Origin of the sequence: Stutzerimonas kirkiae, from assembly GCF_004327335.1 — a bacterium.
Lineage (GTDB): Bacteria > Pseudomonadota > Gammaproteobacteria > Pseudomonadales > Pseudomonadaceae > Stutzerimonas > Stutzerimonas kirkiae.
The window spans coordinates 1-14,119 of the sequence record NZ_QJUO01000012.1 but is presented as its reverse complement, the minus strand read 5'-3'; the positions used below and the strand labels follow the sequence as shown (position 1 = coordinate 14,119).

General features: G+C 61.0%; 11 protein-coding genes, 1 other RNA gene and 2 pseudogenes. 9 read left to right on the top strand and 5 right to left on the bottom strand.

Features of this window, described 5'->3' with window-relative positions:
- Positions 1 to 226: 226 nt before the first annotated feature.
- Complete coding sequence (locus DNJ95_RS08535) at positions 227 to 2,860, top strand: putative bifunctional diguanylate cyclase/phosphodiesterase (protein WP_131184298.1); 2,634 nt, start codon at positions 227 to 229, stop codon at positions 2,858 to 2,860.
- 132 nt (positions 2,861 to 2,992) lie between these two features.
- On the opposite strand, the gene DNJ95_RS08530 is transcribed toward DNJ95_RS08535, so the two are convergent.
- On the bottom strand, positions 2,993 to 3,841 hold the full coding sequence (locus DNJ95_RS08530) for a universal stress protein (protein ID WP_131184297.1): 849 nt from the start codon (positions 3,839 to 3,841) through the stop codon (positions 2,993 to 2,995).
- A 273-nt stretch (positions 3,842 to 4,114) separates the two neighbouring features.
- A complete protein-coding gene (fur, locus tag DNJ95_RS08525) occupies positions 4,115 to 4,519 on the bottom strand; it encodes a ferric iron uptake transcriptional regulator (protein ID WP_131184296.1) in 405 nt (134 codons plus the stop codon).
- A 94-nt stretch (positions 4,520 to 4,613) separates the two neighbouring features.
- Between fur and DNJ95_RS08520 the strand changes: the two genes are divergently transcribed.
- The gene (locus tag DNJ95_RS08520; RefSeq protein WP_131184295.1) at positions 4,614 to 5,132 is read left to right on the top strand and encodes an outer membrane protein assembly factor BamE; all 519 of its coding nucleotides are present in this window, start codon (positions 4,614 to 4,616) and stop codon (positions 5,130 to 5,132) included.
- A 1-nt stretch (position 5,133) separates the two neighbouring features.
- Here the strand turns inward: DNJ95_RS08520 and DNJ95_RS08515 are convergent, their stop codons facing one another.
- Complete coding sequence (locus tag DNJ95_RS08515; protein WP_131184294.1) at positions 5,134 to 5,445, bottom strand: RnfH family protein; 312 nt, start codon at positions 5,443 to 5,445, stop codon at positions 5,134 to 5,136.
- Positions 5,438 to 5,872 (bottom strand): type II toxin-antitoxin system RatA family toxin, encoded by a 435-nt coding sequence (locus DNJ95_RS08510; protein WP_131184293.1) that lies wholly within the window; start codon positions 5,870 to 5,872, stop codon positions 5,438 to 5,440. The genes DNJ95_RS08515 and DNJ95_RS08510 overlap by 8 nt, the downstream gene beginning before the upstream one ends.
- 139 nt (positions 5,873 to 6,011) lie before the next feature.
- Between DNJ95_RS08510 and smpB the strand changes: the two genes are divergently transcribed.
- On the top strand, positions 6,012 to 6,494 hold the full coding sequence (gene smpB, locus DNJ95_RS08505) for an SsrA-binding protein SmpB (RefSeq protein ID WP_131184292.1): 483 nt from the start codon (positions 6,012 to 6,014) through the stop codon (positions 6,492 to 6,494).
- A gap of 70 nt (positions 6,495 to 6,564) precedes the next feature.
- Here smpB and DNJ95_RS08500 read toward each other — a convergent pair whose 3' ends face one another.
- Entirely contained in the window at positions 6,565 to 7,350 is a 786-nt protein-coding gene (locus DNJ95_RS08500) for an FCD domain-containing protein (protein WP_131184291.1), read from the bottom strand.
- Between the two features lie 332 nt (positions 7,351 to 7,682).
- On the opposite strand from DNJ95_RS08500, the gene DNJ95_RS08495 reads away from it, so the two are divergent.
- The 6 genes and pseudogenes from DNJ95_RS08495 to DNJ95_RS19455 form a co-directional block, all read left to right on the top strand.
- Positions 7,683 to 9,371 (top strand): lactate permease LctP family transporter, encoded by a 1,689-nt coding sequence (locus tag DNJ95_RS08495; protein ID WP_131184290.1) that lies wholly within the window; start codon positions 7,683 to 7,685, stop codon positions 9,369 to 9,371.
- Between the two features lie 99 nt (positions 9,372 to 9,470).
- The gene (lldD, locus tag DNJ95_RS08490) at positions 9,471 to 10,610 is read left to right on the top strand and encodes an FMN-dependent L-lactate dehydrogenase LldD (RefSeq protein ID WP_131184289.1); all 1,140 of its coding nucleotides are present in this window, start codon (positions 9,471 to 9,473) and stop codon (positions 10,608 to 10,610) included.
- A gap of 3 nt (positions 10,611 to 10,613) precedes the next feature.
- Complete coding sequence (gene dld, locus DNJ95_RS08485) at positions 10,614 to 12,344, top strand: D-lactate dehydrogenase (protein ID WP_131184288.1); 1,731 nt, start codon at positions 10,614 to 10,616, stop codon at positions 12,342 to 12,344.
- A gap of 85 nt (positions 12,345 to 12,429) precedes the next feature.
- Positions 12,430 to 12,808: a transfer-messenger RNA gene (gene ssrA, locus DNJ95_RS08480) on the top strand.
- A gap of 184 nt (positions 12,809 to 12,992) precedes the next feature.
- Positions 12,993 to 13,919: pseudogene (locus DNJ95_RS08475) on the top strand (phage integrase central domain-containing protein); the annotation flags it as partial.
- Between the two features lie 62 nt (positions 13,920 to 13,981).
- Positions 13,982 to 14,119: pseudogene (locus DNJ95_RS19455) on the top strand (IS3 family transposase); the annotation flags it as partial.

Sequence of the window (14,119 nt, the reverse complement as noted above, 5' to 3'; positions counted from 1 at the left end):
TCACCCCGCCACCCGGCGGGGTGATACCTTTCAGAACCTCCGGAATCCCTGGCCGGAGCATTCGCTCATACAAGAAAAAGTTTTTCATTAACAATAAGTTGGAAAGCTCCCTTGTCAGCACGATAGAGCTTGGTGCAACCTTGCCTAGAAAATCGCGGACATTTGCAGAAACCCTGCGAAGCACTCTGCAAATATTCCAACCAGTCCACTGTGAAGCAGCCATTCGATGAAAAGACATCCCGATGCCGCCAGCCGACTGGCGACCGAGGTTGTAGCTCCATCACCCGAGCCATCGCGGCTCGGCATGCTGCACTTCGAGCGGCTGAACGAGACAGGCTGGCCCCTGTTGTACCTCGACCCCAATTGCGAGCAGCAGTTGGGCATCGCCGCCAACGAGCTCTGCGCCCTGATCGACACCCCCTACGCCAGGCTGATGGAACCGCTGCGCCAGCAAGCGCTGCATGACAGTATCCAGCAGCAACTGGGCCAGGTCGGCCACTACTCGGTGCGCTATCGCCTGAATACACCACTAGGCCAGTTGCAACTGATCGAGACCGGCGAGACGCTGCAACGCTTCGGCAAGGAACTGCTCAGCGGCTACCTGCTGGTGGAGCCCCGGGAAACCTGCCAGACAGAGAGACTGGAAGCGCAAGATGCCAATCAGTCCGAACACCTGCTGCGCTCCCGCGCCCAGCAGAACCTGATCGTCAAACTGGCCAGGCAACGCTACAAAGCCACCAACCCGCACCAGGAAGCGGCCCAGTTGATAACCCAGGCCGCCTGCGAGGCCTATGGCCTCAGCCGCGCCGCGATCTGGCAACTGGACGGTACCAAGCTGGTCCCGATCGCCAGCTACATCACCGACCCGCAAAGCAGCCAGTACCCGCCGGAATTCGATATAAGTGGTTTCCCCGCCTACCTGCAGGCCCTGCACAGCGATCGCGCAATAGACGCGCGGGACGTTCAGGAAGACCCGCGCACACGGGAGCTGTTCGATACCTTTTTCCAGCCCTTCGGTGTGCGCTCGATACTCGATGCCAGCATCCGCATCGGTGGCGATGTCGTCGGTGTACTCTGCCTCGAACACAAGGGCGAACCACGCAACTGGCACCCGGACGAGATCGCGTTCGCCGGCGAACTGGCGGACCAGTACGCCCAGGTCATCGCCAATCAGCAACGCCTGAGCCTCACCCACACCCTGCACCTGTTCCAGCGCGCCATCGAACAGAGCGCCAGCGCCTTCATCCTGGTGGACCGCAATGGCGTGGTGGAATACGTCAACCCCAGCTTCACCACCATCACCGAGTTCTCCAGCGAAGAAGTGCAGGGCCACCACCTGACCGAACTGACGGCCATGGAAAACCTCAGCACCTTGCTGTTCGACACCTCCTCGGTAATGGCCGACAGCAACAGTTGGCAAGGCGAGTTCCGCAGCCGCCGCAAGAATCTCGATCCGTACTGGGGCCAGCTCTCGATCTCCAAGATCTTCGACGAAGACGGCGAGCTGACCCACTACATCGGCATCTACGAAGACATCACCCAGGCCAAGCTGGCCCAGGAACATATCGAGCGCCTGGCCTATACGGACAACCTGACCGGCCTGGGCAATCGCCCCTGTTTCATTCGCGAAATCGGCAAGCGCTTCACGCAGGACCCGGATACCCAGCAATGCCTGCTGCTAGTGGACATCGACAACTTCAAGCGCATCAACGACAGCCTGGGCCACCACACCGGCGACAAGCTGCTGATCAGCCTGGCACAGCGCCTGCGCAACGGCATCAGCCGCGAAGCCCTGCTCTCGCGCTTCGCCAGCAATGAATTCGCCCTGCTGTTCGATGGCATGAGCCCGACCGATGGGCAGGTCATGGCCGACCAGGTACTCGGCATCATCGACAAGCCGCTGTTCGTCGACAAGCAACTGATCAGCATCAGTGCTTCGCTGGGGCTGGCCTGCAGCCCGCAGCACGGCAAGGACCCGGCAACGCTGATGAAACACGCCGGTCAGGCGCTGCACAAGGCCAAGGCCAACGGCAAGAATCAGGTGCAGGTATTCACCGATGCCCTGCATGCCGAAACCAACTACAAGCTGTTCGTCGAGAACAACCTGCGCCGGGCACTGGTACAGGACGAACTGGAGGTCTTCTATCAGCCCAAGCTGTGCCTGCGCACCGGCAAGTTGCAGGGCCTGGAAGCACTGCTGCGCTGGCGGCACCCGGAAAAGGGCATGATCCGCCCGGACCAGTTCATCACAGTCGCCGAAGAAACCGGCCTGATCATCCCCATCGGCAAGTGGGTGGCGCGCGAAGCCTGTCGCATGGGTGTAAAACTGGCGGCCCTGGGGCGCGGCACCCCGCAGATCGCCATCAACCTGTCGCCCAAGCAGTTCTCCGACCCGGAGCTGGTCGACGCCATGAAGAACATCCTTCTGGAAGAAGGGCTGCCTGCCGAACTGCTGGAGCTGGAACTGACCGAAAGCCTGCTGCTGGAAGCCACCGAAGAAACCCGCAAGCAGCTCCAGGGGCTCAAGGCGCTCGGTGTGACCCTGGCCATGGACGACTTCGGCACCGGCTACTCATCCCTGAGCTACCTGAAGAAATTCCCCATCGACGTGATCAAGATCGATCGCAGCTTCATCAAGGACATCCCCGACAACCAGAACGATATGGAGATCACCTCGGCCGTGATCGCCATGGCGCGCAACCTCAAGCTCAAAGTCGTCGCCGAGGGCGTAGAAACTATCGCCCAACTCAACTTCCTGCGCCACCACAACTGCGACATCGGCCAGGGCTACCTGTTCGACAAACCCATTCCCAGCGGCGAACTGCTGGGATCACTGGAGCGCTATCCGCACTGGCTCTGATGGCTGCAAGCTGCAAGCTGCAAGCTGCAAGCTGCAAGCTGCAAGCTGCAAGCTGCAAGCTTAATCAGTCTGAGAGGCGACCGGAAAACCCTGTCAAGCCCCCTTTATGGCTTGCCGCTTACCACTGCCTCATCAGCGCACCAACAGCAGTGGCAGGCTGGTACGGTGCAGCATATTGGTCGTGGTACTGCCGACCAGAAAGCGGCGTATCCGCGAATGGCCATAGGCCCCCATCACCAGCAGGTCGATATCGTGCTCGTCGATATACGCCTGCAGCACATGCTCGGCCAGTCCGTCGCGAGCCGAGACATTCGCCTGCAAACCGGCCTGGGCGATACGCTCCCGGGCCCAATCGAGATGCAGTCGTGTAACTTCGCTATCGTTACCCACCAACAGGACATGCAGTCGCATGCCCTGGCACAAGGCGCCCTCCAGCAACCACTCCAGCGCCTTGCGCGCGGTATCGCTGCCATCGTAAGCCAGTAATACCGACTCCGGCTCGGAGAAATTCTCGGGCACGACCAGAATCGGCCTGTCACAGACCCGGATAACGCTCTCCAGCTGGCTGCCCACATAGTCCTCTTCCGATGAGTCCTCGCCCTGGCGTCCGATCACCAGCAGGCGGGTACCCGCAGCCTGCTCCTTGACCACATGGGGCAAGCTGCCCTCGCACAGGCGCAGTTGAGCCTCCGGTGCGCCGGCCTTTCGCAGCCAGGTCGCCGCCGACTCGAGAAGGATCTGCCCCTGTTCGCGGGCAACACGACTCCTCTGTGCATCCAGTCGCACCAACTCGTCCAGAAAATGCTCACGCCCCCCAAGACCGGCGGTGCCGCTCAGGGAAACGGAACCCGGGTAACGTGGACTATCGACCACATGCAACAGCATCAATGGCGCAGCCAGCTTGCTGCATGACCAGGCCACGTAATCGCAGACCGCTGGAAGAAACGGTGAAGTATCGAGACAAGCCGTTACATAGGACATCCATTCTCCTCCCATGAACCAAACCAGTTCAGGAACCATACCTGACAAAAACGTCCAGGTGAGATTTTTGACGTTACATGCCGACACCCCGGAAGGCGACCGCCAGCCCTGGCGGCCTGCGGGCGGAGCCTCTACATCGCCACGAGAGGCAAGCGCAGGAATACATATGGAGCGGAGCCGGATTCATCGACAACGGCGCCCCGGGATCGACTAGCCTTTCATCGCACAGAAAAAAGGCGAGCCGCAGCTCGCCTTTTTTCTCGAAGTGGTCGGTCAAAACTTCTTGCGGACGTACAACACAAGGTTGTGATCGACCAGCTCATAGCCATGACGCTTGACGATATCCTTCTGCAGCTTCTCGATTTCCGGGTCGAAAAACTCGATGACATCGCCCGTCTCGACACAGACCATATGATCGTGATGCCCGCCGTCGGCCAGTTCGAATACCGCATGTCCGCCATCGAAATTGTGCCGCACGACCAGGCCGGCGGCCTCGAACTGTGTCAGCACACGATAGACGGTCGCCAGGCCGACATCCTCACCAGCCTCCATGAGAGCCTTGTAGACATCCTCGGCACTCATGTGGCGCTGCTCGGCAGTGTCGAGCATTTGCAAGATCTTGACCCGAGGCAGGGTCACCTTTAAACCAGCTTTACGCAGTTCGCTATTCTCTACCATGGTTGGCTTTCTCACTGCTGCTGTTTCGCAGCATCCTCCAATGCGGGTATGATCCGGTTGTTTGCCCAGCCAAGATAGTGGAAGTCACCCACCGATGCAAAATACCAAGCTCATGCTGACCAGCCTCACCTTCGTAGGGCTACTCGCACTCGCCGGCTGTTCATTTCCCGGGGTTTACAAGGTCGACATCCAGCAAGGCAATGTCGTCACTCAGGACATGATAGACCAGTTACGCCCTGGAATGACCCGTAGGCAAGTAAGGTTTATCATGGGCAACCCCATGATAACCGATACCTTCCACCCCAATCGCTGGGATTACCTCTACAGCATCCAGGTGGGCGGCAGCCAGCGGCAGCAGGAACGCGTCAGCCTGGAATTCAGCGACAACGATCAGTTGATCGGCCTGGCGGGTGATTTCATGCCTGGCGTCAGCCGCGACCAGTCGATTCTGGGAGACGACCAGCCTGCCGGCGCGGCACCAGTCGAAAGCACGGCGCCCCCGGCGACCGAGACTCGCCCGACGCCAGGTTCGCTGGAAGACGACATCCAGCGGGAAGTCGATGCGGCCAGGGCGGCTCCGGTGGCCACGCCCGAACCACTCGATATCCCCTGACTCAGGAGTGGCCAGCGCGTTCTTTCGCCCTGGCCGCCCTCAACTTGCGCACCTCCTTCGGGTCGGCCAGCAGGGGGCGATAGATCTCCACCCTGTCCCCCTCGTCGAGCGAGCGCCGCTCAGGCTCAGCGACACGCTTGCCGAAGATGCCCAATGGCGCATGGCGCAGGTCAAGCTCCGGGAAATCGGCATCCAGCCCACAGAGCATGACGGCATCACGCATGCTCGCACCCACAGGCACGCGAATATTGACGAGCCGCTGCCTGTCAGCCAGGGCATAGACGACTTCGACATCGATCCCGGGTTCATCCATACAGGGCTTTCGCACGCTCGCAGAATGCATCGACCAGGGTATTCGCCGCCTGGTTGAAAAGCGGGCCAAGGGTCGCGCGCACCAGCGGCCCGGCATACTCGAACGTCAGGTCGAGGCTGATCTTGCAGGCCTTTTCCCCCAGCGCCTTGAACTCCCACACCCCGTTCAGATGACTGAAAGGCCCTTCCTCGAGACGCATCTCGATACGCCGGCCCGGTTCCAACTCGTTACGGGTCATGAACTTCTGGCTCAAACCGGCTTTTGCCACCGTCATGCTGGCCTGCATTCGCGTGTCGTCGGCGAACAGCACCTCGGTCTCCGAGCACCAGGGGAGGAACTGGGGATAGCTGGCCACATCATTGACCATGTCGAACAAGGCCTGCGCCGAGTAGGGCAGCAACGCCGAGCGTTGGATATGCGTCGTCATTCAAACCTTCTGCAATAGGGATTTCAGCCGCAGCCTGATGGCACATTGTCAGACATAAGCGCCCGCCCCTCAAGTTGAGCACCACCGCACCATCTTGCATATCGCCAGCAAGGCTCGGACTGCCATATAATCGGCGGCTATGGCCAAGCAAAAGAAACAGTCCCCCGGGACCATCGCGCTCAACAAGAAAGCGCTACACGACTACTTCATCGAACAGAAATTCGAGGCGGGCCTCGTCCTGGCCGGCTGGGAAGTGAAGAGCCTGCGCGCAGGCAAGGCACAACTGGTCGACAGCTATGTGCTGCTCAAGGACGGCGAAGCCTGGCTGCTCGGCAGCCATATCACGCCGCTGACCACCGCCAGCACCCACGTGATCGCCGACCCGACCCGCAGCCGCAAATTGCTGCTGAACAAGCGCGAGCTGGGCAAGCTGTTCGGGGCGGTACAGCAGAAGGGCTATACCTGCGTCGCCCTGTCGCTGTACTGGAAAAAGCACATGATCAAGTGCGAGATCGCGCTGGGCAAAGGCAAGAAGGAATTCGACAAACGCCACACCGAGAAGGAGCGCGACTCCGATCGCGAGATCCAGCGCGCCATCCGCTCCAAGGGCAAGGACGACTGACAGGGGCTTCAAGCTTCATAAGTGTGCAAAGCCCAGTGAAAGCCCTGTCAAGCGCCTTAGCCCGTAGCCGCTACAGTTTGTAGCTGCCCTCCCCGCCAAGTCTTCGCTGTGCCCGCGCCATCCGCTGGTGCTCCTGATGACCTTCGGCCAGCACTTCCTGGACGTAGTCGATATGCCGGGTGGCGACCTCTCGTGCATCATCGGCGCGCCGCTCCAGGATCGCATCCAACAGTTCGCGGTGCTGCTTCATCAGCATGTCGCGAGTTTCGTCTCGCAGGGCATACATCCCTCCGATATTGGTCACCACATTACGCTTGAGCAGATCGAACAGCCCGCGGATGGTATGCATCAGCACGACATTGTGGCTGGCCTCGGCAATGGCCAGGTGAAAGCGCGCATCCGCTGCCCCCTCTTCGGCCCGGCTCACGGCATCATGCCGCACATAGCAGTGCTGCAGCACCTCGAAAGCCGCCAGTAGCCGCTGGTGGTCAGGGGCGGTCGCCCGCTGGGCCGCATAGAATGCGCATGCCCCTTCCAGTGTATGACGCAACTCCAGAAGATCCCGCTGCGCCGCCTCGTTGTTCTCCAGCAGTTGTACCAGCGGGTCGCTGAAGGTTGCCCCGAGGCCCTCGCAGACATAGTTGCCCCCCCCCTGGCGGCTGACGATCAGGCCCCGCGCGACCAGCTTCTGGATCGCCTCGCGCAGGGATGGCCGGGAGACACCAAAGCGCTCGGCCAGGACCCTCTCCGCCGGCAGACGCTCCCCGACAGCCAGTGTCCCTTCCAGAATCATCGACTCCAGACGCAGCACGATATCGTCCGACAGGCGCCGCTGTCGCACCGGATCAAATGCCATCCTTTCCTCTCAGTTCACAGTTCATCCGGCCGCACCGGAAAATTATCTTCTTCCACGTTTGCCAGCCTTCCACGAGCCCTCTTTGCAGATCCCGCCAGCGCCAGCCCCGCAACCAGCGCAAGGCATCCCGCCAATCATCCCCGCTTCCACAAGAAACGAGTACGCCCTAAGACGAAAGTTGTAGTGAGTCAAATTGACTGATTCCCAAGCCGAATCTTATGCTGGGCCAGCACCAAGGTAAATTGGTAATACCAATATTGCGGAAGCAATCGGGATGCAATCGCTACCCTCCCCAATACAACGAAAACAACATGCTTAAGTGAGCTTTCGACATGCAAACATGGCAACAGCTTTACACGCCGCTTGGCGGCCTTGGCCTGTCCGCTCTGGCAGCCGTAGTCCCGATTGTCTTCTTCTTCCTGGCCCTGGCCGTCTTCCGCCTCAAGGGGCACGTCGCCGGCACCATCACCCTGGCCCTGTCGATCGTCATCGCCATCGCCGCCTTCGGCATGCCAACGGAGATGGCCCTGGCCGCCGCCGGCTATGGCTTCGCCTACGGCTTGTGGCCGATCGCCTGGATCATCGTCGCCGCGGTCTTCCTCTATAAACTGACGGTCAAGAGCGGGCAGTTCGAAGTCATTCGCAGCTCGGTACTGTCCATCACCGATGACCAGCGCCTGCAGGTACTGCTGATCGGCTTCTCCTTCGGCGCCTTCCTCGAAGGCGCCGCCGGCTTCGGCGCGCCCGTGGCGATCACCGCCGCGCTGCTGGTCGGCCTCGGCTTCAACCCGCTCTACGCCGCCGGCCTGTGCCTGATCGCCAACACCGCGCCGGTGGCTTTCGGCGCATTGGGCATCCCGATCATCGTCGCCGGGCAGGTCACCGGGATCGACGCCTTCGACATCGGTGCCATGACCGGTCGCCAGTTGCCGATCCTCTCGGTCATCGTGCCCTTCTGGCTGGTCGCCATGATGGATGGCTGGAAAGGTATCCGCGAAACCTGGCCTGCGGCACTGGTCGCTGGCGTCAGCTTCGCCATCACCCAGTACTACACCTCCAACTACATCGGCCCGGAACTACCGGACATCACCTCGGCACTGGTCAGCCTGGTGTGCCTGACGCTGTTCCTGAAAGTCTGGCAACCCAGGCGCGCCGGGGATACACGGATCGCAGGTGTATCCGGAGGTGCCGCAGTCGCTGGCACGGGAGGCTTCGGTCGCTCCAACCTGCCGCCGTCGCCCTACAGCTTCGGGCAGATACTCAAGGCCTGGTCACCCTTCCTGATCCTCACCGCCCTGGTCACCGTCTGGACCCTCAAGCCGTTCAAGGCGCTGTTCGCAACCGGCGGCGCCCTGGAAAGCTGGGTATTCCTGATCGCCATCCCCTACCTGGATCAGATGGTGGTGAAAGTCGCGCCGATCGTCGCCAGCCCGACACCGATCGCAGCGGTATTCAAGCTCGACCCGATCTCCGCCACCGGCACCGCGATCTTCTTCTCGGCACTGCTGTCGATGCTGATCCTGCGGGTCGATGTAAAAACTGGTCTGACCACATTGAAGGAAACGCTCTATGAACTGCGCTGGCCGATCCTGTCCATCGGCATGGTGCTGGCCTTCGCTTTCGTCACCAACTACTCGGGCATGTCCACCACCCTGGCGCTGGTACTGGCCGGTACCGGCGTGGCCTTCCCGTTCTTCTCGCCGTTCCTCGGCTGGCTCGGCGTATTCCTGACCGGCTCGGATACCTCCTCCAATGCCCTGTTCAGTTCGCTGCAAGCGACCACCGCACACCAGATCGGCGTCAACGACACCCTGCTGGTCGCCGCGAATACCAGCGGTGGCGTCACCGGCAAGATGATCTCGCCGCAGTCCATCGCCGTCGCCTGCGCCGCCACCGGCATGGTCGGCAAGGAATCGGACCTGTTCCGCTTCACTCTCAAGCACAGCCTGATCTTCGCCACCTTCGTCGGCCTGATCACCCTGGCCCAGGCCTACTGGCTGACCGGCATGCTGGTGCACTGAGCGACACCCCGCGTCTAATCTATGGAAGAGAAGCCACCGCCAGGTGGTTTCTCTATATTCACCCACTGGTGCTTTTTCCTCGAAACGGCAGGAATCCACATGATCATCTCCGCCTCCACCGATTATCGCGCCGCAGCCCAGCGCAGGCTCCCGCCCTTCCTTTTCCACTATATCGACGGCGGCGCCTACGCCGAGTACACCCTCAAGCGCAACGTCGAGGACCTGGCCAGCATCGCGTTACGCCAGCGCGTACTGAGGAATATGTCCGAACTGAGCCTGGAAACCGAGCTGTTCGGCGAGAAACTGGCGATGCCGGTGGCCCTGGCCCCGGTCGGCCTGACCGGCATGTACGCACGCCGTGGCGAGGTGCAGGCCGCCAGGGCCGCGGCGGACAAGGGCATCCCCTTCACCCTGTCCACCGTCTCGGTCTGCCCGATCGAGGAAGTCGCCCCGGCCATCAACCGACCGATGTGGTTCCAGCTGTACGTATTGAAAGATCGCGGCTTCATGAAGAACGCCCTGGAGCGCGCCAAGGCCGCTGGCGTCACCACCCTGGTGTTCACCGTGGACATGCCCACTCCCGGTGCCCGCTACCGTGACGCCCACTCGGGCATGAGCGGCCCCAACGCACCATTGCGGCGTATCCTGCAGGCCGTCACCCACCCGGCCTGGGCCTGGGACGTGGGCCTGCTGGGCAAGCCCCACGACCTGGGCAACATCTCCACCTACCGTGGCAACCCGACTGGCCTGGCCGACTACATCGGCTGGCTGGGTGCCAACTTCGACCCGTCGATTTCCTGGAAGGACCTGGAGTGGATCCGCGAGTTCTGGGACGGCCCGATGGTGATCAAGGGCATCCTCGACCCGCAGGACGCCAAGGACGCGGTCAAGTTCGGCGCCGACGGCATCGTCGTCTCCAACCACGGCGGCCGCCAGCTCGACGGTGTGCTGTCCAGCGCCCGCGCCCTGCCAGCGATCGCCGATGCGGTCAAGGGCGAACTGAAGATCCTCGCCGACTCCGGCATCCGCAACGGCCTGGACGTGGTACGCATGATCGCCCTGGGCGCCGACAGCGTGATGCTCGGCCGCGCCTTCGTCTACGCACTGGCCGCCGCCGGTGGCGCAGGAGTGACCAATCTGCTGGAACTGATCGAGAAAGAAATGCGCGTGGCCATGGTACTGACCGGCGCCAAGTCCATCGGTGAGATCAGCGCCGACTCGCTGGTCAGGGAGCTCTGAGCCATGAGCGAGACAAGTCGCGACACCTTGCTGGCAACCCTGCGCGACCTGGTCGGGCCATCCCATGTGCTCACCGACGAGCAAGCCACCCGACGCTTCCGCAAGGGCCATCGCACCGGCGAGGGCTGCGTACTCGCCGTGATACGCCCCGGCACGCTGCTGGAGCAATGGCAAGTCCTGCAGGCAGCGGTCGCGGCTGATCGCATCGTCATCATGCAGGCCGCCAACACCGGACTGACCGGCGGCTCCACCCCCGACGGCAACGAGTACGACCGCGAGATCGTGCTGATCAGCACCCTGCGCATCGCCGGGGTGCAATTGATCAACGACGGCGAGCAGGTGGTCTGCCTGCCCGGCGCCACCCTCGACCGCCTGGAGCAGGCCCTGGCACCGCTGGGGCGAGAGCCGCATTCGGTGATCGGCTCCTCCTGCATCGGCGCTTCGGTGCTCGGCGGCATCTGCAACAACTCCGGTGGCGCGCTGGTACGGCGCGGCCCTGCCTATACGGAGCTGGCGCTGTATGCACAGGTGAAAGAAGACGGCTCGCTGGAACTGGTCAACCACCTGGGCATCGACCTGGGCAACAGCCCCGAAGAAATCCTCACCCGCCTGCAGAAGGGCGACTACAGCCCGCAGCAGGTCAGCAACGACAGTCACGGCAAGGCCTCGGATGCAAGTTACGCCGAGCATGTCCGGGAAGTCGATGCCGACACCCCTGCACGCTTCAACGCCGACCCTTCGCGGCTGTTCGAGGCTTCCGGCTCGGCCGGCAAGCTGTGCCTGTTCGCCGTGCGCCTGGATACCTTTCCCAAGGAACCCAGCTCGGTGCTCTACATCGGCAGCAACGATCCCCACGACCTGACCGAAATACGCCGGCACCTGTTGACCGCCCTGCCGCGCCTGCCCATCGCCGGCGAGTACATCCATCGCACCGCCTTCGACATCGGCGAAAAGTACGGCAAGGACACCTTCCTGGTGATCGACTGCTTCGGCACCGCCAAGGTACCGGCGGCCTTCGCCCTGAAAAGCCGCATCGACGGCTTCTTCGAGCGCTTTGGCCTGCACGGCGTGACCGACCGGGTGATCCAGGCCGCCATGAACCTGTTGCCCAGCCACCTGCCGCAGCGCATGCGCGACTACCGTGACCGCTACGAACACCACCTGCTGGTACGTGTGTCCAACGACACCCTGGAAGCCACCCGCGCCTTCCTCGGCGAATACTTCAACGGCAGCACCAGCGGTGCCTTCTTCGAATGCGACGCCGAGGAAGGCCGCAAGGCATTCCTGCACCGCTTCGCCATCGCTGGCGCGGCGATCCGCTACCGCGAAGCCCACCGCGACAGCGTGGAAGACATCGTAGCGCTGGACATCGCCCTGCGCCGAAACGACCGCGACTGGGTGGAAACACTGCCACAAGCGATGGAAGAACAAATCATCCACAAGCTCTACTACGGCCACTTCTTCTGCCATGTCTTCCATCAAGACTACATCGTGCGCAAGGGCGTCGACCCGCTGGACATGGAACACCGCATGTGGGCACTGCTGGACCAGCGCCGCGCCGAGTACCCGGCGGAGCACAACGTCGGCCACCTGTATATCGCCAAGCCGGCACTGGCCGGCTTCTACCGCGACCTGGACCCGACCAACACCTTCAACCCCGGCATCGGCCACACCTCGAAGAAACGCGGCTGGGGCGAGTGCTGCGGCCAGGAACACCACGGCGCCGACCACTGAGACGCCATGCGCAGGGGGCCGGACAGAGTGGTCGACGCTGCCCGGCCTTTGGCGTAGACTAGCCCCACCTGTCAATGACAGTTATGGGGCCGATTAGGATTCGACGCCGGTAACAAAACTTGAGGGGCATGCCGAGTTGGTAACAGAACTCGTAAATCCACTGTTGCAAACTTATAGTTGCCAACGACGACAACTACGAAGGGTACGCGCTAGCCGCCTAACCTTCATCTGGTCGCTTCGGCGCCAGCGATCACCAGGGGATGCCTGTAAACCCGAAGTGATCGTCAGATAGAACAGGATCGCCGCCAAGTTCGCTGTAGACGTAACGGCTAAAACTCATACAGCTCGCTCCAAGCACCCTGCCATTCGGGCGGCGCGGAGTTAACTCAATAGAACTGGCTACGCATGTAGAACCGATAGCGGAGAGCTGGCGGACGGGGGTTCAAATCCCCCCGGCTCCACCATTACAACATCTAAAGACGTCCGCGGACGTCTTTTTTTGTGCCTGAAACCCAGGAAAAACGGGGCTTTCAGTGCCATCAGTGTCCGTGAGCGTCCAGCACGATCTATGTCTTTCGGTATTCCAAATAGTATTCCAAGCCTACAGGTGCTAATTTTTGGAATACCAAAACCCTCCATGGAATACCAATGTGCGCTCAAGCTACTCGCCTTTCTGAACTCAAGATCAAAGCTGCCAAGCCTATGGAGAAGGACTACGTCCTGGTTGATGGCGACGGCCTTCAGATGCGAGTAAGAATCAATGGCTCTAAGCTGTGGAATTTCAACTATTACCATCCTGTAACCAAGAAGCGCATCAACATGGGGCTTGGCGCATATCCTGAACTGTCTCTTGCTCAGGCGCGAAAAATGACCATTGAGGCAAGGGAGCTGCTTGCTACTGGCATCGATCCAAAAGAGCAACGAGATACTCTGAAACAGGCCAAGAAGGCTGAAACCGAACATACTTTTCAGAACGTCGCGACGGCTTGGTATGAGCTCAAAAAAGACTCGGTCACGCCTGCTTATGCTGAGGACATCTGGCGTTCGCTAACGCTGCACGTTTTCCCGGACTTGGGCACCACGCCGATCTCAGCCATCAGCGCACCACAAGTCATAAACCTGCTTCGGCCACTTGAAACCAAAGGTAGCCTTGAAACCGTTAAGCGGCTGTCGCAGCGACTTAACGAGATCATGACCTACGGGGTCAACTCGGGACTGATTCACGCAAATCCGCTCAGCGGTATTCGATCCGTCTTCAAGAAACCGAAAAAGAAGAACATGGCAGCGCTTGCTCCCGATGAGCTGAAAGAGCTCATGGTGGCAATTGCCAATGCCAGCATAAAAAGGACCACGCGCTGCCTTATCGAATGGCAGCTCAACACCATGACCCGCCCAGCAGAAGCAGCCACCGTACGCTGGGTCGACATCGACGTCGAAAAGCGAATATGGACGATCCCAACTGAACGCATGAAGAAACGCCGCACGCACATCGTGCCGCTCACTGATCAAGCATTAGCGCTTTTGGAGGCGATCAAACCCTATAGCGGGCATCGAGAGTACGTGTTCCCCGCAGACTGAACCGCCCCGGGTATCGCGGAGGCTCCACCTTTTGCACCTTTTGAGAAACTGGAGCCACTATGCCAAAGCTACCGAAGTTTTCCCCTGAAGTCCGCGAGCGTGCCGTGCGAATGGTCTACGAAGTCCGGGAGTCGCACGACTCCCAGTGGGCAGCCATCGAGGCGGTGTCCAGCAAGATTGGTTGCACCGCTCAGACC

Bases quoted from the DNA above. Each gene is read 5' to 3' on its own strand.
- DNJ95_RS08535 (WP_131184298.1), top strand. From the start codon at position 227: ATGAAAAGACATCCCGATGCCGCCAGCCGACTGGCGACCGAGGTTGTA.
- DNJ95_RS08530 (WP_131184297.1), bottom strand. From the start codon at position 3,841: ATGTCCTATGTAACGGCTTGTCTCGATACTTCACCGTTTCTTCCAGCG.
- fur (WP_131184296.1), bottom strand. From the start codon at position 4,519: ATGGTAGAGAATAGCGAACTGCGTAAAGCTGGTTTAAAGGTGACCCTG.
- DNJ95_RS08520 (WP_131184295.1), top strand. From the start codon at position 4,614: ATGCAAAATACCAAGCTCATGCTGACCAGCCTCACCTTCGTAGGGCTA.
- DNJ95_RS08515 (WP_131184294.1), bottom strand. From the start codon at position 5,445: ATGGATGAACCCGGGATCGATGTCGAAGTCGTCTATGCCCTGGCTGAC.
- DNJ95_RS08510 (WP_131184293.1), bottom strand. From the start codon at position 5,872: ATGACGACGCATATCCAACGCTCGGCGTTGCTGCCCTACTCGGCGCAG.
- smpB (WP_131184292.1), top strand. From the start codon at position 6,012: ATGGCCAAGCAAAAGAAACAGTCCCCCGGGACCATCGCGCTCAACAAG.
- DNJ95_RS08500 (WP_131184291.1), bottom strand. From the start codon at position 7,350: ATGGCATTTGATCCGGTGCGACAGCGGCGCCTGTCGGACGATATCGTG.
- DNJ95_RS08495 (WP_131184290.1), top strand. From the start codon at position 7,683: ATGCAAACATGGCAACAGCTTTACACGCCGCTTGGCGGCCTTGGCCTG.
- lldD (WP_131184289.1), top strand. From the start codon at position 9,471: ATGATCATCTCCGCCTCCACCGATTATCGCGCCGCAGCCCAGCGCAGG.
- dld (WP_131184288.1), top strand. From the start codon at position 10,614: ATGAGCGAGACAAGTCGCGACACCTTGCTGGCAACCCTGCGCGACCTG.